The 24304-nt window shown below is 67.8% G+C and carries 19 protein-coding genes and 1 riboswitch; of the genes, 11 read left to right on the top strand and 8 right to left on the bottom strand.

Annotated elements, in window-relative coordinates:
* Window positions 1-4 precede the first annotated feature (4 nt).
* Window positions 5-1516: an NCS1 family nucleobase:cation symporter-1 gene (locus tag ACFW3F_RS05755; protein ID WP_388055199.1), complete on the bottom strand. Its 1512-nt coding sequence runs from the start codon at window positions 1514-1516 to the stop codon at window positions 5-7.
* 243 nt (window positions 1517-1759) lie between these two features.
* Between ACFW3F_RS05755 and allB the strand changes: the two genes are divergently transcribed.
* From allB to ACFW3F_RS05735, 4 genes are all read left to right on the top strand, one after another.
* Window positions 1760-3133 (top strand): allantoinase AllB, encoded by a 1374-nt coding sequence (gene allB, locus ACFW3F_RS05750; RefSeq protein ID WP_388055197.1) that lies wholly within the window; start codon window positions 1760-1762, stop codon window positions 3131-3133.
* A gap of 51 nt (window positions 3134-3184) precedes the next feature.
* Complete coding sequence (locus ACFW3F_RS05745; RefSeq protein WP_388055195.1) at window positions 3185-5533, top strand: helicase-associated domain-containing protein; 2349 nt, start codon at window positions 3185-3187, stop codon at window positions 5531-5533.
* Between the two features lie 55 nt (window positions 5534-5588).
* Window positions 5589-6518 (top strand): oxygenase MpaB family protein, encoded by a 930-nt coding sequence (locus tag ACFW3F_RS05740; protein ID WP_388055193.1) that lies wholly within the window; start codon window positions 5589-5591, stop codon window positions 6516-6518.
* A gap of 75 nt (window positions 6519-6593) precedes the next feature.
* Window positions 6594-8264: a DNA repair helicase XPB gene (locus ACFW3F_RS05735; protein WP_388055191.1), complete on the top strand. Its 1671-nt coding sequence runs from the start codon at window positions 6594-6596 to the stop codon at window positions 8262-8264.
* 172 nt (window positions 8265-8436) lie between these two features.
* On the opposite strand, the gene ACFW3F_RS05730 is transcribed toward ACFW3F_RS05735, so the two are convergent.
* Window positions 8437-10110, bottom strand: a complete 1674-nt coding sequence (locus tag ACFW3F_RS05730) for a protein kinase (protein ID WP_388055189.1) — start codon at window positions 10108-10110, stop codon at window positions 8437-8439.
* 14 nt (window positions 10111-10124) lie between these two features.
* Window positions 10125-10676: a pyridine nucleotide-disulfide oxidoreductase gene (locus ACFW3F_RS05725; protein WP_388055187.1), complete on the bottom strand. Its 552-nt coding sequence runs from the start codon at window positions 10674-10676 to the stop codon at window positions 10125-10127.
* 94 nt (window positions 10677-10770) lie between these two features.
* Between ACFW3F_RS05725 and ACFW3F_RS05720 the strand changes: the two genes are divergently transcribed.
* On the top strand, window positions 10771-11937 hold the full coding sequence (locus tag ACFW3F_RS05720; RefSeq protein WP_388055185.1) for a pyridoxal phosphate-dependent aminotransferase: 1167 nt from the start codon (window positions 10771-10773) through the stop codon (window positions 11935-11937).
* A 184-nt stretch (window positions 11938-12121) separates the two neighbouring features.
* Here ACFW3F_RS05720 and ACFW3F_RS05715 read toward each other — a convergent pair whose 3' ends face one another.
* From ACFW3F_RS05715 to ACFW3F_RS05700, 4 genes are read right to left on the bottom strand one after another with little or no spacing between them, the layout of a single operon-like run.
* On the bottom strand, window positions 12122-13105 hold the full coding sequence (locus ACFW3F_RS05715; RefSeq protein ID WP_388055183.1) for an LLM class F420-dependent oxidoreductase: 984 nt from the start codon (window positions 13103-13105) through the stop codon (window positions 12122-12124).
* Window positions 13060-15342 carry an ATP-binding cassette domain-containing protein gene (locus tag ACFW3F_RS05710; RefSeq protein ID WP_388055181.1) on the bottom strand — a complete coding sequence of 761 codons (2283 nt, stop codon included), beginning with the start codon at window positions 15340-15342 and terminating at the stop codon, window positions 13060-13062. The genes ACFW3F_RS05715 and ACFW3F_RS05710 overlap by 46 nt, the downstream gene beginning before the upstream one ends.
* Window positions 15339-16313, bottom strand: coding sequence for an ABC transporter permease (locus tag ACFW3F_RS05705; protein WP_388055179.1), 975 nt, complete (start codon window positions 16311-16313; stop codon window positions 15339-15341). The genes ACFW3F_RS05710 and ACFW3F_RS05705 overlap by 4 nt, the downstream gene beginning before the upstream one ends.
* A gap of 7 nt (window positions 16314-16320) precedes the next feature.
* Window positions 16321-17931, bottom strand: coding sequence for an ABC transporter substrate-binding protein (locus ACFW3F_RS05700; protein ID WP_388055177.1), 1611 nt, complete (start codon window positions 17929-17931; stop codon window positions 16321-16323).
* A gap of 10 nt (window positions 17932-17941) precedes the next feature.
* Window positions 17942-18078, bottom strand: a riboswitch (cobalamin riboswitch).
* A gap of 66 nt (window positions 18079-18144) precedes the next feature.
* Between ACFW3F_RS05700 and ACFW3F_RS05695 the strand changes: the two genes are divergently transcribed.
* The 6 genes from ACFW3F_RS05695 (at window position 18145) to ACFW3F_RS05670 (ending at window position 23960) form a co-directional block, all read left to right on the top strand.
* Window positions 18145-18738: a TetR/AcrR family transcriptional regulator gene (locus tag ACFW3F_RS05695; protein WP_388055175.1), complete on the top strand. Its 594-nt coding sequence runs from the start codon at window positions 18145-18147 to the stop codon at window positions 18736-18738.
* A complete protein-coding gene (locus ACFW3F_RS05690) occupies window positions 18719-20308 on the top strand; it encodes a flavin-containing monooxygenase (protein WP_388055173.1) in 1590 nt (529 codons plus the stop codon). Before ACFW3F_RS05695 ends, ACFW3F_RS05690 begins: the two co-directional genes overlap by 20 nt.
* Complete coding sequence (locus ACFW3F_RS05685; RefSeq protein WP_388055171.1) at window positions 20305-22029, top strand: GMC family oxidoreductase N-terminal domain-containing protein; 1725 nt, start codon at window positions 20305-20307, stop codon at window positions 22027-22029. The genes ACFW3F_RS05690 and ACFW3F_RS05685 overlap by 4 nt, the downstream gene beginning before the upstream one ends.
* A gap of 200 nt (window positions 22030-22229) precedes the next feature.
* Window positions 22230-22520 carry a GIY-YIG nuclease family protein gene (locus tag ACFW3F_RS05680; RefSeq protein ID WP_388055169.1) on the top strand — a complete coding sequence of 97 codons (291 nt, stop codon included), beginning with the start codon at window positions 22230-22232 and terminating at the stop codon, window positions 22518-22520.
* A 54-nt stretch (window positions 22521-22574) separates the two neighbouring features.
* Entirely contained in the window at window positions 22575-23204 is a 630-nt protein-coding gene (locus ACFW3F_RS05675) for an alpha-ketoglutarate-dependent dioxygenase AlkB (protein WP_388055167.1), read from the top strand.
* 237 nt (window positions 23205-23441) lie between these two features.
* Window positions 23442-23960, top strand: a complete 519-nt coding sequence (locus ACFW3F_RS05670; RefSeq protein WP_004020260.1) for a hypothetical protein — start codon at window positions 23442-23444, stop codon at window positions 23958-23960.
* Between the two features lie 5 nt (window positions 23961-23965).
* On the opposite strand, the gene ACFW3F_RS05665 is transcribed toward ACFW3F_RS05670, so the two are convergent.
* Window positions 23966-24301: a hypothetical protein gene (locus ACFW3F_RS05665; RefSeq protein WP_388055165.1), complete on the bottom strand. Its 336-nt coding sequence runs from the start codon at window positions 24299-24301 to the stop codon at window positions 23966-23968.
* Window positions 24302-24304: the final 3 nt, after the last annotated feature.

The raw sequence follows: 24304 nt of genomic DNA, 5'->3' as shown, positions 1-24304 counted from the left end.
TGGATCAGTGGGTGCTGGCGACGGAGATCGACTCGCCCGACACCTCGGCGAACGGTCCCCGGCGGTCGGCGACCGCGAGGTAGACGATCGCTCCGAGTCCGGCACCGATGAACCACGAGAACTCCGAGATCACCTCGAAGGCCGGGACGAAGGCCATCACCAGGGCGATCGCGGCGGTCGGGACCAAGGCGGCGATCGCCCGCATGTTCACGCCGTTCCGGTAGTGATAAGCGCCGTCCGGCGCTTCGGTGAACAGCGCCGGCACGTCGATACGCGAGCGGCGGACGAGCCAGTAGTCGGCCATCACGATCCCGAACAGCGGTCCGAGGAGCGCGCCGAGTCCGCCGAGGAAGTAGTTGATCACCGCGGGTGAGTTGTAGAGGTTCCACGGCAGGATGACCAGTCCGATGACCGCGGCGACGAGCGCTGCGCGCCGGAAGTCGAGATGGCGCGGGAACAGGTTGGAGAGCGCGTAGATCGGCGCGACGAAGTTGGCCATGAGGTTCACCGCGACGGTGAGGATCAGAAGCGCCAGGCAGGCCAGCACCAGCAGGAAGGTGTTGGGGACGGTCTGCACGATGTCCGCCGGCGACTCGATGACCGTGCCGTTGATCCGGAACTGGGCACCTGCGAGGACGATGACGATGCCGCCGAACAGCAGCATGTTGAGCGGGATGCCCCAGAAGTTGCCGCGCACGATGGCTTTTCGCGATTCCGCGTTACGCGTGAAGTCGCAGAAGTTGAGGACGAAGGTGCCGTAGATCGCGACCCACAGGCTGGCGCCGCCGATGATCTGGAGCCACATGTCCACGCCGGTCAGCGAGTCGGGAGTCGACCACGCGATGGTCCAGTCGGCGTTGCTGAGCATCCAGATGGCCAGCGCCACCATCGTGATCAGGATGACCGGACCGGCGAAGGCCTCGTAGCGGCGGATCATCTCCATGCCGTAGCTGACGATGATCACCTGGATCACCCACAGCGACACGAACGAGATCCAGCCCAGGGTCGAGAGCCCGAGGAAGCGGTTGGTGTCCAGATCTGCGGCGCCCGGGAACAGAGCGATGAGCATGATCCGGAGCACGACAGAGGCGAGATAGGTCTGGATGCCGAACCACGCGATGGCCACACCACCACGGATGAGGGCGGGGATCTGCGCACCGCGGATGCCGAACGAGATCCGGCTCATGACGGGGAACGGCACACCTGTCTTCTCTCCCATGAAGCCGGAGAGGTTCAGCAGCAGGAAGAGGAACACCCCACCCAGCACGAGGGCGGTGAGGATCTGCCATCCGCCGAGCCCGAGGGCGAAGAGGCCGATCGCGAAGGCGTAGTTGCCCAGGCTGTGGACGTCGTTGGCCCACAACGTGAAGATGTTGTACGTGTTCCAGCGTCGCCCGACGCGACGTGTCGGGGCCAGGTCGTTGTTGTACAGCTTCGGGCTCAGCCCGGCCGGGACGGTTCCGGTGACACCGGAGTCGCTCTCACCGACGGGGATCGTGTGCTGCTCAGTGCTCATCTCTGCACTTTCGATCGGACGGTCGAGGACCGCGCTCCTACACTCGCGAAAGTTCCGTGATGTGGAATCAAGTTTCCGCGTTCGTGATAGTTAGCCTCACGATCCGGGCCGTTGTCAATAGCATGGCACCGCCCTACTCGCGAGTTGAGTTCCGAAATGACAGCGCAACATTCCATGATGAGGAATAACCTGGGTTAGTCTCTGGATCGACCCAGGACACGGCGAAGCAAGGAGTCCCGCCCCATGACCGCAGCACCCGATGCCCCGGCCCCCTCCTCGGACACACCGTTCGACCTGGTCGTCCGGGGTGAACAGACGCTGACCACGGCCGGCATCGTGGCGCGTGAGATCGGTATCCGGGACGGCCGGGTGGTCGCCATCGAACCGCTCGGCAGTGGCCTGGTCGGAACCGAGGTCATCGAACTCGCCGACGATCAGGTGATGATCCCCGGGCTGGTGGACACCCACGTCCACGTCAACGAGCCCGGCCGCACCGAGTGGGAGGGCTTCGACTCGGCCACCCGCGCGGCCGCAGCAGGCGGCGTCACCACCCTGATCGACATGCCGCTCAACTCGATCCCGCCGACCGTCAACGTCGACGCTCTGGCCGAGAAGCGTGCTGCAGCGCAGGGCAAGACCCACATCGACGTCGGTTTCTGGGGCGGCGCCATCCCGGGCAACGAGGACGACCTGCGCGGGTTGCACGATGCGGGCGTGTTCGGCTTCAAGTGCTTCCTGCTGCACTCCGGGGTCGATGAGTTCCCCCACCTCACGGCCGACGAGATGGAAGCCGACATGGCCAAGCTCGCCGAGTTCGACTCGCTGATGATCGTCCACGCCGAGGACTCCCGCGCCATCGACAAGGCCCCGTCGCCCGAAGGGGACGAGTACACCCGCTTCCTCGCGTCGCGCCCGCGCGGCGCCGAGAACCTGGCGATCGCCGAGGTCATCGAGCGGGCACGCTGGACCGGCGTCCGCGCCCACGTACTGCACCTCTCGTCATCGGATGCACTGCCGATGCTGGCCAGCGCGAAGCGCGACGGCGTGAAGATCACGGTCGAGACGTGTCCGCACTACCTCACCCTGCTGGCCGAGGAGGTACCGAACGGCGCGACGGCCTTCAAGTGCTGTCCGCCCATCCGCGAGGCCGGTAACCGTGAACTGCTGTGGGAGGGATTGCTGGCCGGCACGATCGACTGCATCGTCTCCGATCACTCCCCCTCCACCGTCGACCTCAAGGACCCCGAGAACGGCGACTTCGGGGTCGCCTGGGGTGGCGTCGCCTCGCTGCAGCTGGGTCTGTCCCTCATCTGGTCGGAGGCCAAGAAGCGCGGCATCGACCTGCCGCAGGTCATCGAGTGGATGGCGTCGAAACCCGCCGACCTCGCCGGCCTGCCGACCAAGGGCCGCATCGCCCTCGGTTGCGATGCCGATTTCGCGATCTTCGAGCCGGAGTCCGCGCAGATCGTCGACGTCAACCGCCTGCACCACAAGAACCCGGTGAGTCCGTACGACGGTCGCGCGCTCGCCGGCGTGGTCAAGGGGACCTGGGTTCGCGGTCAGAAGGTGGACTTCGAGACCGCCCGCGGCCGGATGCTTCGCCGCGGCGACGTCTGACCCTCCTCCTGCCGCCTGAGCCCCGTCGAAGGCCCCGGTAAGCTCGATCGAATGAGTTCGGATGACCAGCACACCGGCCTGGCCGATGAGTTGGCCGCGCGTTCCGACGATGCGCTGACCGAGCTCCTCCTCGAGCGCCCCGATCTCGCCTCACCGACACCGTCGGGTACCCGCGTGCTGGCGCAGCGTGCGCTGTCAGCGGCGTCGCTGTCCCTGGCGGGCGACGATCTCGACGTCCTCGCGGTAGCGGTGCTCGAGGAGGTCGTCGCCCGCCACGCCCGCAGTCCGAAGAAGACCAGGCGCCCGTCGGTCGCGACGATCGTCAAGGCCTTGTCCGGACGAGCCGACGCCGAGGCCGTCCGTACCCGCATCGATCTCCTCAGGCGCCGCGCCATCCTGTGGGGTGAGGATGCCTCGCTGTGCACGGGTGAGCACGTCGATGCCGCGATGCCGTGGAAGGCCAAGCACCTCACCGGACCGCTTGTCGGCCGTTCGGGCGAGGAGATCGCCGCGATGATCGCCGATCTCGACGAACGTTCCCTCGGGCTGCTGCAGACCCTGGCGCGCGGCCCCGCCCTCGGCCGAAGTCGCGATGCGGATCCCGACGCCGATCCGTCTTCCCCCGTCGCGCAACTGATCTCGTCGGGTTTGCTCGCCCGCATCGACAATCTGACCGTCGAACTCCCACCGATGGTGGGCGCCGCGCTTCGAGACGAACCACACTGGCACACAGACGTTCTCACGCCGCCTCCGCTGCACGACCCGCGCGCCAAACCACGTTTCGGCGCCAAGGCGGTCGACGCTGCTGCCGGCGGCGAGGCGCTCGAGCTGATCCGGCACCTCACCCAGCTGATCACGGTACTCGGGGCGACACCGGCGGCCGTGCTCCGTTCCGGCGCGCTCGGCGTGCGCGAGCTCCGTCGTCTGGCGAAGCTGACCGGTCTCGAGACGCAACGGGTCGCGTTCCTGATCGAGCTCGCCGCCTACCTGCGGCTCATCGACGCCGGTTTCCCGGAACCCGCGCCGCCCAACGACTCCGGCGAGCAGTTCTTCGCCCCCACGTCCACCGCCGACACGTGGCTGCACCAACCGCGGGAGCGCCAGTGGCTCGCACTGGCCGATGCGTGGATGCACATGCCGCGCCGCGCTTGGCAGGTCGGCGAACCCGATCGGGACGGCAACGCACTGGCCACCCTGGCCGCCGACCTGCACGACGCGTACGCCCCGGTGCAACGTCAGCTGATCCTGTCCACGCTCGCCGACGCCGGCGCCGCGGTGGGCGTGCCTGCCGACACTGTCCTCGCCAACCTCCATTGGCACCGCCCCCGCCAGATCCGCCGTTTCAGTCGCCGCGTCGTCACCGAAACACTCCGTGAGGCAAGAGAGTTGGGGCTCGTCGCGCACGACGCGTTGACCACCGTCGGTCGCGCGTACACCGTCGAGGAATCACCTGACTCCGACCCCGCGGACGTCGACGCCGCCGTGCTCGCCGCGATGCGCAAGGCCCTGCCCGAACCGGTGGACCACTTCCTGACGCAAGCCGATCTGACGCTGACCGTCCCCGGCCCGATGACATCGGAACTCGCCGAACAGGTGGAGCTCGTCGCCGATCTCGAGTCGGGCGGCGCGGCGTCGGTCTATCGGGTCTCGCCGGAGAGCGTGCGTCGGGCACTCGATGCGGGCCGCAGCAGCAACGAGTTGCTCTCGATGTTCACGACACACTCGAGAACCCCGGTGCCGCAATCACTCACGTACCTCATCGAAGACGTGGCACGGAAGCACGGCCAGTTGCGGGTGGGTGTGGCGTCGGCGTTCATCCGGTGCGAGGACCCGACGGTGCTGGCCGCGGTGCTGCGCAGTGCGGCCGCCGAACCGCTCGCGCTCCGCGCGCTGGCCCCCACGGTCGCGGTGTCACCGTCGGAGGTCCGCGACGTCATCGATCGGCTGCGGGCCGCGGGATTCGCTCCGGCGGGCGAGGATTCGTCGGGGGCCCTGGTCGATCTGCGCGACCGGGGCAGCCGGGTCACGGTGTCGCGGGCCCGGCGGCAGAGCCAGCCGCGCCGCAACGCGCCGTCGGAGGCGCAACTGCGATCGGTGGTCACCCGCATCCGCTCCACCGACCGGGCAGCCGCGGCGACACCGGTTCGCGGCACCGCCACGACGACCCCGGTCCGGGCGACCGGTGGGGGCGAATCCGCGACCGCGCTCATCCAGCTCGCCCTCCGCGCCAACCGCAGGCTGCGCGTCGGATATGTCAACGCACAGGGTTCGGCGAGCCGGCACGTGGTGACGCCGAAGATCCTCGGCGCGGGCCAACTCGTCGCCGTCGAGGAGGGCAGCGACGACGAGCAGCGCTTCTCGCTGCATCGGCTCACCAGCGTCGAGCTCCTCGACGCCTGAATCCCCGCGGTAGAGACATCCTGTGATGGACGTCTCATCCTTGGTACGCTCGAGTATGACCGCGGCGCGCGAACTCCCTGTACGAGGGCAATCCGGTGGGCCCGTTGACACCTATCAGCACGACCTCGTCACGCGGATGAAACCGGCGCCGCGCCGCCGCCGGGTGAAGCGGCCGGTTGATCTCGTGACCGCCATCGGGCCGTCCCTCTCGGTCGCCAACGTGATCATGCAGCTGGCGAACCCGAAGGTCGGTTACGGCGTCCACGAGAGCCGGGTGCCGTCAGGCAACGCGATCAAGCGCCCCATCAAACGCGGGCGGACCACCGGGACGTTCCTCGCCGTCGCGCTGATGGGCACCGACGACGACAAGGCCTACGTCCACGAGGCCGTCGGTCACGTCCACGACCAGGTGTACTCGACCGCGACGAGTCCCGTCCGCTACAGCGCGAACGACTCGCGTCTGCAGCTGTGGGTCGCGGTGTGCCTGCTCAAATACTTCATCGACCAGTACGAACTGCTCTACGGCCCCTTGAGCGCCGGGGAGAAGCAGATGGTGCTCACCGAAGCGCACCCGCTGGGTACCGCGCTCAACGTGCCCCGGGACAAATGGCCGTCGACCTACGACGATCTGCTCGTCTACTGGAACGCCGAACTGGCCGCGCTGCGCATCGACGACCCGGTCCGCGACGAGCTCCGCAGCCTCGCCGACCTGTCTTTCCTCGAGTACCGGGTGGGCCCGCTCGGAACTCTCGCGCACGTCACGCTCGGACCGTCGCTTGCGTACGCGATCAAGGCCGGGCTGCCGCCGGAGTTCCGCGAGCTGATGAATTGGCGCTGGACCGAACGCGACGAGCGTCGGTACCAGCGCGCGCTCGCCGGGTTCCGTCTCGTCGACCCGGTCGTCGCCCCGGTCCTGCGGGGCATCTTCCGGCTGAACCTGCTCGATCTGCGTCTTCGCCGCAAGCTCGGCATCCCCGTCTTCTGACTCTCGCAGGGTCTCGCGCGTCACAGAGCAGGCCCGACGCTGACAACCGTCGGGGCTTTCTGGACAATGGATCGGGTGACCGACGGACCCCTGATCGTGCAATCCGACAAGACGCTGCTGCTCGAGGTGGATCACCCCGACGCCGCGGCGGCGCGCGCGGCGATCGCACCCTTCGCCGAACTCGAACGTGCCCCCGAGCACGTCCACACCTACCGGGTCACCCCGCTCGCGCTGTGGAACGCCCGAGCCGCAGGTCACGACGCCGAACAGGTCGTCGACGCGCTCGTGACGTTCTCGCGCTACGCGGTCCCCCAGCCGCTGCTGATGGACGTCGTCGACACCATGGGCCGGTTCGGTCGACTGCAGCTGGTCAAGCATCCGGCACACGGGCTGACCCTCGTCAGCCTCGACCAGGCGGTCCTGATCGAGGTGATGCGCAACAAGAAGATCGCGCCGATGCTGGGCGCGCGTATCGACGACGACACGGTCATCGTGCATCCGTCCGAGCGCGGCCGGCTCAAGCAGGTGCTGCTGAAGGTCGGCTGGCCCGCCGAGGATCTCGCCGGGTACGTCGACGGCGAGGCCCACGCCATCGAGCTCGCCCAGGACGACTGGCAGCTGCGTGACTACCAGGAGATGGCGGCCGACTCGTTCTGGGCCGGTGGCTCGGGCGTGGTGGTCCTCCCCTGTGGTGCCGGCAAGACGATGGTCGGCGCGGCGGCGATGGCCAAGGCCGGCGCGACGACGCTGATCCTGGTCACCAACACGGTCGCCGGGCGCCAGTGGAAACGTGAACTCATCGCGCGCACCTCTCTCACCGAGGAGGAGATCGGCGAGTACTCGGGTGAGCGCAAGGAGATCCGTCCCGTCACCATCGCGACGTATCAGGTGATGACCCGCAAGTCGAAGGGCGAGTACCGCAATCTCGACCTGTTCGATTCCCGCGACTGGGGCCTGATCATCTACGACGAGGTCCACCTACTCCCCGCGCCCGTCTTCCGGATGACCGCCGACCTGCAGTCGCGTCGTCGACTCGGCCTCACCGCGACCCTGGTCCGCGAGGACGGTCGCGAGGGTGACGTCTTCAGCCTCATCGGACCCAAGCGGTACGACGCCCCGTGGAAAGACATCGAGGCGCAGGGCTGGATCGCTCCGGCCGACTGCATCGAGGTCCGCGTGACGCTGACCGATGAGGAACGTCTGCAGTACGCCGTCGCCGAACCCGAGGAGAAGTACAAGCTCTGCTCGACGGCACACACCAAGGTCAACGTGGTCAAGGCGATCCTCGACAAGCACCGCGGCCAGCAGACCCTGGTCATCGGCGCCTACATCGATCAGCTCGAGGAACTCGGGCGTGAACTCGACTGCCCGGTGATCCAGGGCTCCACCAAGAACAAGGAGCGCGAGGTGCTCTTCGACCGGTTCCGTACGGGCGAACTGCAGACCCTCGTGGTGTCGAAGGTGGCCAACTTCTCCATCGACCTCCCCGAGGCCTCGGTCGCGGTACAGGTGTCGGGGACCTTCGGCTCACGCCAGGAAGAGGCACAGCGACTCGGGCGGCTGCTGCGCCCGAAACGCGATGGCGGACAAGCACACTTCTACTCGGTGGTGTCCCGCGACACCCTCGACGCCGACTACGCGGCGCACCGCCAGCGGTTCCTCGCCGAGCAGGGTTACGCCTACCGCATCACCGACGCCGACGACCTCCTCGGCCCGACGATCGGTGACGCCACCTCCGCGGACTGAGCGCCCCACCGCTCCCTGAGGTGCGAGGAGCGTAAGCGACGCCCCACCGCTCCCTGAGGTGCGAGGAGCGATAGCGACGCCCCACCGCTCCCTGAGGTGCGAGGAGCGTAAGCGACGCCCCACCGCTCCCTGAGGTGCGAGGAGCGTAAGCGACGAGCCACGAAGGGTCAGCTCAGGTCTCGACGAGGCAGTACCCGATCGACTCCGGTTCGTAGAAGAACCACTTCGTCTCGTCGCCGGAGCAGCTCACCGACGCGTCCGACCGCGTCGTGACGCGAGCAAGGACGGTCTGCGCCGTCGCGGAACTCGCGCACGGGGCTTCGCGGTAGTCCGCGAGCGAACCACCCGAGAGTGGCACGAGGTAGCACAGGTTCTCGTAGAAATTCGGTGTGAGACAAAGCTTGTCGGTGCTGCCCGGGAAGGTGAGCGTCGAATTCTGCGGGCTCGCACACGACGTCGCGGAAGCGATCTTCGACGCGGTGTAGAAGTTGAGACCGGCCGAGTCACAGTCGACCTTCGACGCGTTCACACTCGTCGACGAGCCGGATTCGGTGGCAATGCCGATACATTCGCCGACCTGCACGTCTCCCGGCCCGTTCACCGCCGACGTCGTGCTGTCGGTGGTACGTGGCACGGAGGTCCCGGCGCCGGAGGTGGTGGTCTCCGGGCCGGCGGCCGCGGTGGATCTCGATGTCGAGTCACCGCCCGCGGTCGGTGCGCTCGACACCTGCGTCGCGACGTACACGACGCCGGCGGCAATCGCGAGAACGAGGATCACGGCGAGCGAGCCCAGCGCGATCAGGAGACCGGACCGGCTCTTCGGCGGTGGCGGCGTGAAGCCACCCTGCGAGGGATACCCACCGGGATGCGTACCGGGATGCGACTGGTACGGCGAATACGGTTGCGGCCCAAGCGGATGATTCGGCGGCGGCGCCGGAACCGGAGGTGACACGGGCTGCGGCACGGGTGACGGGGCGCGCACCGTCGGCTCCTTGGAGAACTGCGGGGCGCTCAGCGCACGTTCGAGGTCGGCCGCGAACTCGCGGCACGAACCGTACCGGCGGTCGGGCTCCTTCGCGAGTGCGCGACCGAACACCGGATCGACGGCGGCCGAGATACCCGGTCGGAGGGTCGATGGGCGCGGCGGCATCGACTGCAGGTGGTGGGCGATGATCGACGCGGTGCCGGCGCCCTGGAACGGCGGCCGACCGGTGAGGAGTTCGAAGACGGTGGCCGCGAGCGCGTACTGGTCGGCGCGCGGACCGACCGGATCGCCGAGCAGCTGCTCGGGTGCGGCGTACGCCACGGTGCCGAGGAAGACGTTGGTCGAGGTGAGGTGACTGACGTCCTGTTCGGACTTGGCGATCCCGAAGTCCGCGAGCAACACTCGCGGCTCGGGACCGCCCACGCCCTGGAGCAGGATGTTGGCCGGTTTGACGTCCCGATGCAGGAGCCCCGTCGCGTGCGCCCGGTCCAGCGCAGCACCGACCGCACGCACGATGGCGATGACCGTCGCGGTGTCGAGGCCGCGCGGGTTCTGACGGAGCAGCTTCAGTGCATCGATGCCGTCGATGTACTCCATCGCGATCCACAGGTGACCGTCGTATTCGCCGGAGTTGAAGATCGTCACGATCGACGGATGGACGACGCTCGAGGCGTGCTCGGCCTCCTTGACGAAGCGCTGCCGGTACATCGGGTCGCGACTGAGATCGGCGGGCAGAACCTTCAGCGCTTCGTTCCGCGGCAGGTGTGGGTGCCTCGCAAGATAGATCTCACCCATACCGCCTCGACCGACGAGTCGGATGATGGTGTAGCCGGCGAAGTGCTCGCCGGGGTTGCGGGGCATCGCTCCTCCTCGCGTCAGGCGTCGCCTACCGACGTCATGCAGAACGCGCGCGCTTCCGGTTCGTCATAGGTGGCCTTGAGTTGTTCCTCGTTGCATTCGAGCGAGCCGTCGCCGCTGGCGTCGACGCGATAGATCGCCGATCCGGATTCCGCGCTGCCCGCGCAGTCGATCTTCGCGAAGTCGACGAGCGATCCGCCCGCCGACTGCGGGATCTGGTAGCACTGCCCGTCGGCGAAGTTCGGCATGAGACACAGCTTGTCGGGGGTCTCCGGGAACGTCAGATAGTTCTCGAACTCGCCGCATTCACCGGAGATCACCTGTGTGGCGACGAACGTCATCCCCTCCCCGTCGCAGTCGGTCTTCGTCGCCTCCACAGTGGAGCTGCCGTCGGCTTCGCGCACCTCGACACACTCCCCGATCGCGACGTCGGAGGGCTCGGAGACATTGTTGGTGACGCGTTCCACCGACGAGCAGGCCGTCACGACAAACAGCGCAGCGCACCCCATGATCGCTGCCGACACACGAACCCGTCCGGCGGGCTTCTTCACCTTTGCTGGGTCTTTCATGCACGGATCGTACGCCGGGACGGGGTCGGTGAACCCGCCATTCACCGACAGGTCGGGTGTCCTCGCAGAGTGCACCTGTGCCACTGTGGGATCCATGTCATTCGAGGACAGGACAACCACCCGCCTTCGTCCGTTCGTCACGACGATCTTCGCCGAGATGTCGGCGCTGGCCGTCGAACACGATGCGGTGAACCTCGGACAGGGCTTCCCCGACACCGACGGGCCCGCGTCGATGCTCGATGCGGCTCGCAGAGCCATCACCGACGGCCGCAACCAGTACCCACCGGGCATCGGAGTGCCGGAGTTGCGGCACGCGGTTGCACGGCAACAGCGCGACCTCTACGGACTGGACTACGACCCGGACCGCGAGGTGCTGATCACGGTCGGTGCGACCGAGGCGATCGCGGGTGCCGTCGTCGGCCTGGTGGAACCGGGTGACGAGGTCATCATGATCGAGCCCTACTACGACGCCTACGCGGCCACCGTCGCGATGGCGGGTGGTGTGCGGCGCGTCGTGCCGCTGATCCCCGACGGAGACGGCTTCCGCCTGGATCGCGACCGGCTCGCAGCCGCCTTCGGTCCGAAGACGTCGATGGTGGTGGTGAACAGTCCGCACAATCCGACGGGAACGGTCCTCTCGCCCGGCGATCTCGCCGAGATCGCGCGGCTGTGCGTCGAGCACGACGTCGTCGCCGTCACCGACGAGGTCTATGAACACCTCGTCTTCGACGGACGGACCCACACCCCGCTCGCGACGCTGCAGGGCATGCGGGAACGGACGCTACGGATCTCGAGTGCCGCGAAGACCTTCAACTGCACCGGCTGGAAGGTCGGCTGGGTCAGCGGACCGCCCGATCTCATCGCCGCAGCCCGCACGGCGAAGCAGTACATGTCCTATGTCGGCTCCGGACCGTTCCAGCCCGCGGTCGCGCACGCCCTGGATCACGAGATGACCTGGGTCCGCGAGTCGGCAGCAGCGCTGCAGGCCAAGCGCGACCTGATCTCGACCGCCCTGACCGATGCGGGTTTCGCTGTACACCGAAGCGAAGCAACATATTTCGTCTGCGCCGACCCGCGGCCGCTCGGGGTCGACGACGGTGTCGAATTCTGCCGGTCCCTACCCGAACGCATCGGTGTCGCCGCGGTGCCGGTGAGTGTGTTCACCGACGAGCGCGAACCCTGGCACCACCTGCTGCGCTTCGCTTTCGCCAAGCGCGACGAGGTGATCGCCGAGGCCGCCGAGCGACTCCGCAGGCTGTGACTCATGCCCGGCCGGTTGAGCCAGGCCTCCCCCGCTGAACCACCCGCTGGTTGAGCCAGGCATCCCCCGCTGGTTGAAACAGGCCTCCCCCCGCTGGTTGAGCCGGCACCGACCGAAGCGAGGAGCCGAGTCGAAACCACTTGGTGACCTCGACAGACTCGGCGAGCGGGTGGGGCAGCCCTGCTCAGCGCAACGCCGGGATCACCCGCTCCTCGAACAGTTCGAGGTCTTCGCGGTCGACGGCGATGTTCGGGAAGTAGCAGATCCCGTATGCCAGACCGGCGTCGGCGAGGCCGCGCAGGTTCTCCGCGACCTGTTCCGGAGTACCGACGGCGGGCATGCCCCGGAATGCTCCGAGGCTGCCTGCGGCGGCCTCGGGGCCGACGGTTGTGCTCAACCGTGCTTCGAGGTCGGCGAGCTTGCGCTCCACGTCGGCCTCGGTCTCCCCGAGCATGACGTTGTAATTGGCCGACCGGGTGATCGACTCGAAGTCGCGTCCGAGGTCGGCACAATGTTGCTGCAGCACTGTCGATTTGTGCGCAAAGCCGTCCAGCGTGCCGTCGAAGTTGGTGTAGTCGGCGTACTTCGCCGCGATCCGCAGGGTCTTCTTCTCCCCACCGCCGGCGATCCACAGCGGCAACCGTCCGGCGGTGGGCTGCGGGGCGCAGATGGCGTCGTCGACGGTGTAGTACTTGCCGTCGAGGGTCGCCCGTCCGGTCTCCCAGGCCTGCTTCATGATCTGCACGCCCTCGTCGAGCCGCCCCAGTCGCTCCCCCGCCGACGGGAACCCGTAACCGTATGCGCGCCACTCATGTTCGTACCAACCCCCGCCGATGCCCATCTGCACGCGACCACCGGAGATGAGGTCTGCGGTGGCGGCCACCTTGGCCAGGTACATCGGGTTGCGATAACTCATCGCGGTGCACATCTGCCCGATCTCGACCCGGCTGGTGGTGGCTGCGAGCGCAGCCACGAGAGTCCACGCCTCGTGAGTCGCCTCATCGGTAGGCAGTGGGACGGTGTGGAAGTGGTCGTAGACCCAGACCGAGTCCCAGCCACCCGATTCGGCGCGGTCGGCGACCGACGACATCACCCCCCACTGGTCCGCGGGTTCCACACCCACTAGATCGAGACGCCAGCCCTGCGGAATGAAGAGTCCGAATCGCATGCCGTCCAACTTACGCGGCCGTCGACCATCGTCAGGACTCGATCTGCCATCCGGCGTACGGTCCGCGCGTCGTGCGAGATCAGCAACACCGACGTTTCGGCGGCACGCAACTCCTCGAGGATCGTCAGGACGGCGTCGGTGGAGGCCGCGTCCAGCGACGAGGTGACCTCGTCGCAGATCAGCACGTCCGGGTCACCCGCGAGTGCCCGTGCGATCGCCACCCGCTGGATCTGACCGCCGGACAGTTCGCCGGGACGGCGATCGAGCATCTCCGGGCCCAGGTGGACCGCCGCCAGCAGAGATGCCATCTCGCGGTCCGCGGCGTCGCCGTCGAGACCTCGTAGTACCAGCAGGACCCGGCGCAGCTCTTGACCCACCGTCCGCCGAGGGTCGAGGCTCCGTCGAGGATTCTGGTACACCATGCTGATCGAACGCCGATGATCGAGGCGGCGACGACGGGCGGTCGATGCCAGGCGCGTGCCGTCGAGTACCACTTCACCTCCGGTCGGAGGGTGCAAGCCCGCCAGACACCGCGCCAGGGTCGACTTCCCCGCACCGGAACGCCCGACGACCGCCACACATTCTCCCCGGCCGATGTCGAATGAGACGTCGCGGAGGGCGGTGTCGCGACCATGAGCCGCGCTGAGGTCGCGCACCGTCACGCGCGGACCCGCGTCGACCAACCGGGGCGCCGACGTCCGCGTCGGGTCGGGTGGCGCGGGCAGCTCACTCACCGGGCGCTCGCCGGTGATCCGCCCGCGGTCGAGGATCACCACCCGATCCACGACACGCGAGATGCGTTGCAGGTCATGGGTGATGATGACGACGGTGCGCCCGGTGCGGACGCGGTCCAGTACTCCGACGAGGTCGTCGGCGGTGGTCGCGTCCAAACCGGACGTCGGTTCGTCGAGTACGAGCACTCCGGGCGAGCCGAGCAGGGCGATCGCGAGGAGAACTCGTTGCTGCTGACCCCCGGACAGCTGAGCCGGATACCGACGGAGGAACTCTCGGTCCGTCGGCAATCCCAGTTCGGCGAGCAGGATCTCGGTGCTCCGGTCACGAGGAAGCCGATGGGCGCGTCGAACCTCTCGCAGCGCGGAACCGATCCGCATGGACGGGTTGAGCGAGGTCCCGGGGTCCTGCGGTACGTATCCGAGCCGCCGGCCGCTGCCGGGCGATGCGTTCACGCCGACGCCCCCGGTGACGACGAGACCAGGCGGCAGCGCGCCGACGAGCGCCAAAGCCGTTGTGGTCTTCCCGGCACCGGAGGGTCCGACGAGGGCCAGGGTCTCCCCCCGCCTGACCTCGAGGGCATCGATCTCGACGAGCGTCGTCCCGTCCGGCGCCGCCACCGTGAGACCTGAGACCGAGATCGGGTTGCCGACTGTGGCATCCGAATGATCCGGCGCGCCGCGTGCCGGCCGCCGGGAACGCTTCCGCGGACCACCCGGCGCCGGCTCGACCATCCGGTCGACGAGCAGGTTCACCGACACCACCAGCGCTGCGATGCAGGCGGCAGGCAGGACGACCGGCCAGGGGGTCAGCGCCATGCCACCCTTGTTCTCGGTGACCATCAACGCCCAGTCCGGTTGCGGCTGAGTCACTCCGAGGCCGAGGAAGCTGCCGGCGGTGACCAGCGCGATGGTTCCCGAGACCCGAATTCCGGCGTCGGCCAGCAACACCGGTCGCAGATTCGGCAGCACCTGGGCGATCGCGATCCACCGCAGGGTCTCGCCCCGGGAGATCGCGGCCTCCACGAACCCCGCGTCCATCAGTTCGATCGTCGCCGTCCGCACGACCTTCGCCACCCACGGGATCGTGGCTACTCCCACGGTGAGGCACACCGCGACCGGCCCCTTCCCCATCGTCGTCGCGATGACGACGAGCAGGAGAAACCAGGGCAGGACGGTGATGGCATCCACCGGGCGCATCACCCAACCGTCGAGCCCCCGCGAGATCCCCGCGGTGACACCGAGCAACACGCCGAGCAGGTACGACACCGACAGCGCGACCGCGGTCATCAGCACCAGCCGGTAGCCGCCGTGCAGAATCCGCGACATCACGTCGCGTCCGACGAAATCGGTACCGAGCCAATGAGTCGACGACGGTAGCTCGAACGGCACCGATGCGGTCGCGGTCGGCGAGAACGGTGCGACGAAGGGCCCGAGCACGATGACGATCACGAGGACGGCCAACACCACCGCGGGGCCGACGAGCCGGCGGGATCGGTCAGTCATGAACGCCTCCGTCCGATGACGGCACGCGCAGCCGGCGACGATCCGAGCGCCACGAGGTCGGCGAGAAGGTAGACGAGGAGTCCGTACGCGGCCAGCAGCACGGCCACCGACTGCACGAAGATCAGATCGCGTCCGGAGATGGCCCGCAGGAGTTCATGCGCCACACCCGGATACGCGAACACGATCTCGATGACCGCGATGCCGCCGACGAGCCCGACGACAGCTCCGGCCAGCGGTTGGACCGACGCCGAGATCGCGTTGGGTGCCGCATGGCGCACGACGAGACGGAACTCGCCGACCCCGTTCGCGCGTGCCGCCGAGATGTACGGCGTGCGCATCGTTTCCGCCATCTGCGCACGGACGAGTCGCACGGGATGCGGCGCGAGCCCGATGAGCAGGCACATCACCGGCAGTACCAGCACTTCCGGACGGTCGAGCGCCGAGGTGCCTGCCGGTACGAGCGAGACCGCGGGCAGCACACCCATCCCGATCGCCACCCAGGCGATGAGTACGACCCCGACCACGAACGCCGGAACGGATTCCGCCGCGAGCGCCGCGGTACTGAGCAACCTGTCCCATCGCGAACCCGGCCGCGCGCCGGCGGCCACGCCGATCGCCAACGCCACCGGCACGAGGACGACGACGGTGACGACAGCGAGCACGGCCGAATTCGCCAGGCGCCCGTCCAGGATCTCGGCGACCGGGCGGCCTGAGAGCTGCGAGACCCCCAGGTCGCCGGAGAGGAAGCCACCCGCCCACTCGACGAACCGCACGAACGCCGGACGGTCCAGTCCCAACTCGGCCCGCAGCGCGGCCACCTGCGCCGGATCCGCCTGGCCCGCGGCACCTCTCGACATCCGGGTCGTGGCCGCATCACCCGGCAGCAGTTCGAACAGCACGAAGATCGACACCGCCACCACGACAAGCACGGCCAGCGCCCCGGCGAGTCGGCCCGCGACATACCGCAACACGGCTCGCCTAGCGCTGCTGGAGCCAGGTGCCCGTGAAGGAGGCCCACTGTCCGGTGCCGGGGACCCCGTCGGTGATGCCTTGCACGGTGTTGCGAACGCCCGTCGGTTGCAAGGCGAAACTGTGGACGAGGTAGCCGCTGTCGTTCCAGAGTTCGTCCTGCAGTTCCTGGTACAGCTCCCCGCGACGAGCCGGATCCATCTCGGCGCGAGCCTGGGCGAAGGTCGCGTCCCACTGGGGACGGCGCCATCCGGTCGCGTTGGCCGGCGCATCCGAGGTGAGAGTCTGCCCGTAGAAGTAGTCGAGACTGTAGTTCCACCAACCGGATTGGGTCAGCGGCTTGGACCCGACGACCTGGGAGAAGTAGGTGTCGCCCGGCTCGACGGCCAGGTTCACGGTGATCCCGGCGGCCTTGGCCTGCTCGGCGAACAGGGTCGCCGACTCCAACTGGCCGGGACTGACGTCCGCGGTGTGCAGGGTGACGACGAGGTTCTCCTTGCCCGCCTCCCGAAGCAGGCGTCGAGCCCGTTCCGGGTCGTACGACCGTTGCGGCATGTCGGCGTAGAACGGCGCACCCTTGCCGTACAGGTCGTTGCCGACCTCGGCGAAACCGTAGTACACCTTGTCGACCATCGCCTGCCGGTCCACCGCCAGTTTGAGCGCCTCCCGCACTCGCGGATCGTCGAACGGCGCGAGGTCGGTGCGCATCGTGAACGAGCTCATCGTGCCCACCGGCGGCGTGACGAGGTAGACGTCGGACTGCGATCGCAAGATGTTGCCCTGCGCCGGGGACAGTTCGTAGACGACGTCGGCCTCCTGCGAGCCGAACGCGTTGAACCTGGCGTCGGCTTCGGCGACCTGGAGGATCTCCAGCCCCTCGAGGTGCGGCCGCCGATCCCAGTGCTTGTCGTTACGGGTCAGCACCGACCGGTCACCCGGCGACCACGACTGCAGGACGAACGGGCCGGTCCCCACCGGAAGCGAGGACGGCGTGAATTCGGTTGTACCGTACTTGATCACGTAGACGTACCAGCCGGCGAGGACCGAACCGAAGTCCGCGACAGGCTCTTTCATCGACACCACGACGGCGTGGTCACCGTCGGGGCGGGTGCGGGAGAAGTCGATGATGTCCAGGTCGCCGGCCGACGGTTTCTCCTCGTCGAGCATGCGCTCGAGACTCCACATCACGTCGCGGGACGTGAACGGTGAACCGTCACTGAATTCGACGCCGCGGCGCAACCCCATCCGCCACTGGGAGCCGTCAGCGTTCGGTTCCAGGGACTCGGCGAGCCGATAGTCGAGGGTGAGATCGTTGTTGTAGTCGACGAGGTGATCCCACACCGCTTTGGAGAGCGCTCCGCCGGCCGAGTGGCCGACGACGTGCGGGTCGAGCACATCGGCGGTCGCCGAGGTCCCCGCGAAGACCACGCGGAGCGTGCCGCCCGGGACCGGGGTGCCCCCGCTCGGGGCGCCTGCCGGGCTCGGCCGGTCGGCACAACCGGTGAGAAGCCCCACCGCACCGAGTCCGGCCAGGCCGGCGATCCCGCCGGCTCCGCGCAGCAGCCCGCGCCGGGTGAATACGGGAGCTGCGTGCGCAGCTGTCGATCTTGAATTTTTCATGTCCATCCTCGTGGGTCGCGAAGACGCAAGCGATCTGGCTTCCCGATCGAGGTCGGGTCACAGTTGCGGGACAGCCCCGGATTCTCACCGGGTTCCCTTGCGTCTCGGACATCGTACGGAGTGGACAATCACGACATCGCACTTGCCTGCCAGGTCGGCGACTTATACGAAAACTTACAAGCAGTCCGGACTGTTTGTGCTATCGTCGCCGATGTGACCGAGCCCACCCGAGCCCCGCGCCGACGCACGCAGGCCGAACGCACCGCGACCACGCGTGCGCTCATTCTCGACGCCGCGGTCGATGCCCTCGTCGACGTCGGTTACGCAGCCACCACGACGCAGGAGGTGAACCGCCGCGCGGGCATCTCGCGGGGCGCGCTCCTGCACCACTTCCCCACCCGGGAGTCCCTGGTGGTTGCGGCGGTTGGGCACCTCGTCGAGCGTCGTCTCGCCGAGATCCTGTCCCGTCCGCGCACCGGTGACGAGGGATTGGAGATCCTCATCGAGGCGTTCAGCGGCCCGCTGTTCGACGCCGCACTCGAATTGTGGGTCGCCGCCCGGTGCGATGTCGGCCTGCGGACCGCGATCATCCCGCTCGAACAGCAGGTGTCCGACGCGCTCGCCGTGGGTTGCGCCGAGTTGTTCGGCGACCGATACACCACTGCCGAACTCGAGCTCTCCATCGAACTCGCCCGCGGTCTCGCGGTCTCGCGCATCCTGCGATCGCCAGACGCCGACCGCGCTCTACTCGACCATCTCCTGCCCGTCTGGAAGGAACTGCTGACCCATGACCGAACTCAGTCCTGATCCCCTGCGTCCAAGCACGTTGCCGCAGCGCGTCGATGTCCTCGTCGTCGGCGTCGGCTTCGGCGGACTCGCCGCACTCCATCGGCTGCGTACCGACCATCCACAGCTGCAGACCCTCGCCATCGAACGCGCGGACGGCGCCGGCGGCGTCTGGCGTGAGAACGACTACCCGGGTGCGGCCTGCGACGTTCCGACGTCGCTGTACTCCCTGTCGTTCGCGCCCAACCCGGACTGGTCCAACACCTACGGTCGGCGCCACGAGATCCACCACTATCTACGTTCGGTCGCAGCCGATTTCGCCGACCAGATCCGGTACAACTGCGCCCTGACCTCGGCGCGCTGGGACGGTACGACGCAGCAATGGGTCGTGGCCACGACGAATGGCGAGATCCGCTGCCGCTATCTGGTCGCAGCACCGGGCGCACTGTCGGAGCCGGGGCTGCCGCCGGTCGCCGGTGCCGACGAGTTCACCGGCACCGTGTTCCATTCCGCCCAGTGGGATCACTCGCACGATCTCCGCGGTCGCCGTGTCGCGATCGTCGGCACCGGCGCGTCGGCGATTCAGATCGTGCCCGAGATCGTCGACGAGGTCGGACATCTCACGGTCTTCCAGCGCACACCCGCCTGGGTCGTACCGCGTATGGACCGCAACATCGGCACGCTCGAACGCGCGCTCTATCGCCGCGTGCCCGGTGTCCACCGACTCGTGCGGCGGATGGTGTGGACCTATCGCGAGGCCTACGTCCTCATGATGGCCCGCAATCCCAAGCTGCTCCCGATCGCCAAGACCATCGCGCTGGCACAGCTGCGGATCCAGGTGCGTGACCGCGCGCTGCGTCGCCGGCTCACCCCCGACTACACCATCGGGTGCAAGCGAATGCTGTTGACCAACAAGTGGTTCCCGGCGTTGCAACGGGAAAACGCCACCGTCACCGGGGCCATCACCCGCCTCACCGCGCGCGGCGCCGTCGACGACGCGGGTCGGGAACACGAACTCGACACGGTTGTCTTCGCGACCGGTTTCACGCCGACACAGCCTCCCATCGCACACGCCATCACCGGCCGCGACGGCCGAACCCTCGCGCAGGCATGGGCGGGGTCGCCGCGCGCCTACCGCGGGGTCGAGGTGCACGGCTTCCCGAACCTGTTCTTCCTGTACGGGCCCAACACCAACCTCGGGCACAGTTCGATCGTGCTCATGCTGGAGCCCCAGGCCTACTACATGAGCAAGGCCATCTCCGAGCTGTCGCGCAACGGTCATTCGGCCTTCGAGGTCACCGAGTCCGCGCAGGAGAGCTACAACGCGGACCTGGACCCCGAACTGGAACGGACCGTGTGGAATTCCGGCGGATGCTCGAGCTGGTATCTCGATTCCACCGGGCGCAACTCGGTCATGTGGCCGAAGTTCACAAGCGACTTCCGCCGGATGATGTCGTCGTTCGACCCCACCGACCACCGTTTCGACGACGCGATCCCCGTCGCGGCCGCACCCCTCGACCGATCCGACACCACTTCCAGCGCAACTGAATCCGACACCGAATCCGACACCGAGAGGACCGTCGCACCGTGAGTTCCAACCCTGTCCCCGAACACTACGATGCCGTCGTCATCGGCTCCGGTTTCGGCGGTTCGGTCGCGGCCCTGCGACTCACCGAGAAGGGCTACCGCGTCGCGGTCATCGAATCCGGACGGCGTTTCGCCGACAGCGATCTACCCAAGACGAGCTGGCGCCTCAAGGACTACGTCTGGGCGCCCGCGCTCGGCCTCTTCGGCGTACAGCGCATGCATCTGCTCCGTGACGTCCTCGTCATGGCCGGTGCCGGAGTCGGTGGTGGTTCGCTCAACTACGCGAACACGCTGTACCGCCCGCTCCCGGCCTTTTTCGACGACCCGCACTGGGGATCGATCACCGATTGGGCATCCGAGCTCGACCCGTATTACGACCAGGCCTCGCGCATGCTGGGCGTGACCACATATCCGAAGGTGACGCCGGCCGACCGGGTGTTCCGCAAGGTCGCCGAGGAGATGGGCGCCGGGGGCACCTTCGTCCACACCCCCGTCGGCGTGTTCTTCGGCGAGGCGGGCAAGACCGTCGACGACCCCTTCTTCGGTGGTGCGGGACCCGCGCGCACCGGTTGCACCGACTGCGGCGCGTGTATGACCGGCTGCCCGGTGGGCGCGAAGAACACGCTCGTCAAGAACTACCTCTACCTGGCCGAACAGGCGGGCGCCGAGGTCATTCCGATGACCACGGTGGACTCCGTCCGCCCGCGACCGGAGGGCGGGTACGTCGTCGGCTCACACCGGTCCGGTCGTCGCTGGTCGCGCCGCGGGCGCAGCACCGTCACCGCGGATCACGTCGTGTTCGCCGCCGGCACGTACGGCACCAACAAGCTGCTGCTGGACATGCAGCAGGGCGGCCACCTGCCCGGGCTGTCGTCGCGCCTGGGCAAGGTGGTCCGCACCAACTCCGAGGCGGTTCTGGCCGCCACTGCCCGCGATCTCGACATCGACTACACCGAAGGCGTGGCGATCACGTCGTCGTTCCACCCCAACGCGCACACCCACATCGAACCGGTGCGATATGGCAAGGGCAGCAACTTGATCGGCCTCTTGCAGGCCATCCTCGTCGACGGCGGCGGTCCACTGCCACGCCTGCTGCAGGCGCTGATCGAGATGGTTCGACATCCGGTGATCACGCTGCGCGGCCTGTCGGTACGCCGTTGGTCGGAGCGCACGATCATCGCATTGGTCATGCAGACCGCCGACAACTCGCTCGAATTGTTCTCCCGCCGGGGCCGCTTCGGTCCGATGCTGCGCAGCAAGCAGGGCGAGGGCGATCCCCCGCCGACCTGGATCCCGGAGGGACACGAGGCCGTGCGCGCCGTCGCACGCGAGATCGACGGCGATGCAGGCGGCTCCGTCGTCGACCTGCTGAACATCCCGATGACCGCACACTTCCTGGGTGGCTGCTCGATCGGCCGGTCGGCTCAGGATGGCGTGGTGGATCCGTATCACCGCGTGTTCAACCATCCGGGCCTGCACATCGTCGACGGTGCGACCGTCTCGGCCAATCTCGGCGTCAATCCGTCGCTGACCATCACCGCGCAGGCCGAACGCGCACTCGCGATGTGGCCGAATGCCGGTCAGGCCGACCCGCGTCCCGAGCTCGGTGCGTCGTACCGCCCGGTCGAGCCGGTGGAGCCGGTCCGTCCGACGGTCCCCGCTCACGCCCCCGGCGCGCTGCGGCTCCCGATCACGCCGGTCTCCAACGCCACTCGCGCTGGTTGAGACGACCCCCCGCTGGTTGAGCCGGCACCCAACCCCCGCTGGTTGAGCCGGCACCGAGCGCAGCGAGGAGCCGAGTCGAAGCCACTTGGGACTCGCCGGCGAACCCGACCTGTCGGACCCGCCTGTGCAGTGATGCGTGTGAGGTTGTCGCCTGTGGACACCGCGGTCCACTCAACGACGGAATCGGCGACAGTCGCGCCATGCCCGGATACCTCTACATCCTCGAATGCTCGGACGGCACGCTGTACGTCGGCAGCACCCGCAACGTCGAGCATCGGCTCGACCAGCATCAGTCGGGGAACGGGTCCCGCTACACGCGTCCTCGACGACCGGTTCGCCTCGTGTACCAGCAGGAGTTTCCGCATGTCGGCGAGGCCTACGCGGCCGAACGCCGACTACACGGTTGGTCTCGCGCCAAACGCATCGCACTCGTGAAGGGAAAGTTCGACCTACTTCCCGAACTGTCGCGTTCGGACCCGCAACAACAGTAGCCTCAACCACTCAACCACTCGAACACACGTGCTACTCAGGTGTACTCTGCAGCTATGTCTCTCGGCACCCAGGGCTCCTTGTTCTCCGAGCAGGTTGCGGAGCCGATACTCGGAGATCTGTCGGACTCGGTCACGCGTCGTCCACTGACAGAGGGGGCGTGGGTCGATCTGTGTCCGGGTTGGATCGGCGGGGCCGACGTACTCTTCGACCGGCTCCACGAATCAGTCCCTTGGCGCGCCGAGCGTCGTCGTATGTACGAACGGATCGTCGAGGTACCGCGACTCGTCTCGATATATCAGGCCGATCAACGATTCCCCGATCCGATCGTCACCGAGGCACGTGCGGCACTGACCGAGCACTACCGCGATGAACTGCCGGAGGGGTTCGCGACAGCCGGGATCAGCCTTTATCGCAACGGAGATGATTCGGTCGCCTGGCACGGTGACCGAATCGGCCGGGCGTCGACACATGACACGATGGTCGCCATCATCTCGCTCGGGGCGCCTCGGCCTCTGATGCTCCGACCGCGCGGTGGCGGGCGGTCGCTCAAGTTCACCCTGTCGTCAGGTGACCTCCTCGTCATGGGCGGGAGCTGCCAGCGCACCTGGGAACACGCGGTGCCCAAGGCGCGTGGCGTCGGCGCGCGAATCAGCATTCAGCTGAGGCCACCCGGGGTGTGGTGATCTGGGCAGTCACCAGGTGGCTTCGACACGGCTCCTCGCTACGCTCGGTGCCGGCTCAACCAGCGGGGTGGTACGGCCCAACCAGCGGGGGTGGTGCGGCCCCACCAGCGGGGTGGTACGGCCCAACCAGCGGGGGTGGTGCCGGCTCAACCAGCGGGGGTGGTGCCGGCTCAACCAGCGGTGGGGCTCCTCGTGCTTTAATCATTTCGTTATAAACCGCGAGGACCGAGAGAAGTCATGAAGCGCACCCGTATCGCCGCCGCCCTGCTCGCCACCGCCGCCCTGGCCCTGCCGGTCGCGCCGGCGACCGCGAGCCCGCTCGACACACTGTTCGGAAGCGCGAGCGGCAGCCTCGACTCCGGCAGCGCCGCGCTCGGTTCGTCAGGCGGCGACAAGGTGACGCATTACGGCAAGCTCGGTCGTCCCGGCGCGCCGAACGGCATCAAGTCGATCAATGTGTGGGTCTACACGCCCGACAAGACCCAGGCGATCGTGCCCAACACCTACCCGAAGAACTCGCGACTCGGCGTGCGCTGGAACTCGATCATCGACGCCGGGCCGATCGTCGACGGCAACGAGTGCCGCATGGAGGTCCGCCTGTCCGGACCCAAGGTCCCCAAGCAGGCCTCACTGTTCAAGACCCAGGACTGCACCGCGGTGAAGTCCTACTTCTTCAAGGGCGCAGGCGACTTCACCATCCGCGTCACGGACACCATCTCGGGCGCGTCGAACAGCATCGCGTTCAGCGTCCAGTAGTCGCGTCAGCGCTTTTCAGGAAGGGCGTAGACCGGGAGTACGCAACTACCGGCATTCGTCGGCGCGCCGATCGTCACGACCGACAGCTGTCCGGGCGCGCGCCAGGGCCCGCGGGCGTTGGTGAATGTTGCGACCAAGGTCGAGTCCAGGCATGAGGCGTGCACTCGATGCTCGCCCGTGCCGCCACTGCAGTACGACGCGGCAACCACGAATGCCGCCCCCGCGACGCAGCCGGTGGGTTCAGCCGACGCCGCCGGGGCCGAGATCGTGGAGAGAGACGCGCCGGCTACACATGCCGCCCCGGCGAGGACGATTCGCAACGAACGTTTCGAGAGAGTCATGCC

Origin of the sequence: Gordonia sp. NPDC058843, assembly GCF_042743165.1 — a bacterium.
Classification (GTDB): domain Bacteria; phylum Actinomycetota; class Actinomycetes; order Mycobacteriales; family Mycobacteriaceae; genus Gordonia.
Note: the sequence above shows the minus strand (reverse complement) of the source record. Positions and strands in the feature narration are given on the sequence as shown.

Bases quoted from the DNA above. Each gene is read 5' to 3' on its own strand.
- ACFW3F_RS05730 (WP_388055189.1), bottom strand. From the start codon at position 10,110: ATGCCCCGCAACCCCGGCGAGCACTTCGCCGGCTACACCATCATCCGA.
- ACFW3F_RS05755 (WP_388055199.1), bottom strand. From the start codon at position 1,516: ATGAGCACTGAGCAGCACACGATCCCCGTCGGTGAGAGCGACTCCGGT.
- ACFW3F_RS05745 (WP_388055195.1), top strand. From the start codon at position 3,185: ATGAGTTCGGATGACCAGCACACCGGCCTGGCCGATGAGTTGGCCGCG.
- ACFW3F_RS05680 (WP_388055169.1), top strand. From the start codon at position 22,230: ATGCCCGGATACCTCTACATCCTCGAATGCTCGGACGGCACGCTGTAC.
- ACFW3F_RS05720 (WP_388055185.1), top strand. From the start codon at position 10,771: ATGTCATTCGAGGACAGGACAACCACCCGCCTTCGTCCGTTCGTCACG.
- ACFW3F_RS05700 (WP_388055177.1), bottom strand. From the start codon at position 17,931: ATGAAAAATTCAAGATCGACAGCTGCGCACGCAGCTCCCGTATTCACC.
- ACFW3F_RS05675 (WP_388055167.1), top strand. From the start codon at position 22,575: ATGTCTCTCGGCACCCAGGGCTCCTTGTTCTCCGAGCAGGTTGCGGAG.
- allB (WP_388055197.1), top strand. From the start codon at position 1,760: ATGACCGCAGCACCCGATGCCCCGGCCCCCTCCTCGGACACACCGTTC.
- ACFW3F_RS05725 (WP_388055187.1), bottom strand. From the start codon at position 10,676: ATGAAAGACCCAGCAAAGGTGAAGAAGCCCGCCGGACGGGTTCGTGTG.
- ACFW3F_RS05710 (WP_388055181.1), bottom strand. From the start codon at position 15,342: ATGACTGACCGATCCCGCCGGCTCGTCGGCCCCGCGGTGGTGTTGGCC.
- ACFW3F_RS05690 (WP_388055173.1), top strand. From the start codon at position 18,719: ATGACCGAACTCAGTCCTGATCCCCTGCGTCCAAGCACGTTGCCGCAG.
- ACFW3F_RS05715 (WP_388055183.1), bottom strand. From the start codon at position 13,105: ATGCGATTCGGACTCTTCATTCCGCAGGGCTGGCGTCTCGATCTAGTG.
- ACFW3F_RS05670 (WP_004020260.1), top strand. From the start codon at position 23,442: ATGAAGCGCACCCGTATCGCCGCCGCCCTGCTCGCCACCGCCGCCCTG.
- ACFW3F_RS05665 (WP_388055165.1), bottom strand. From the start codon at position 24,301: ATGACTCTCTCGAAACGTTCGTTGCGAATCGTCCTCGCCGGGGCGGCA.
- ACFW3F_RS05740 (WP_388055193.1), top strand. From the start codon at position 5,589: ATGACCGCGGCGCGCGAACTCCCTGTACGAGGGCAATCCGGTGGGCCC.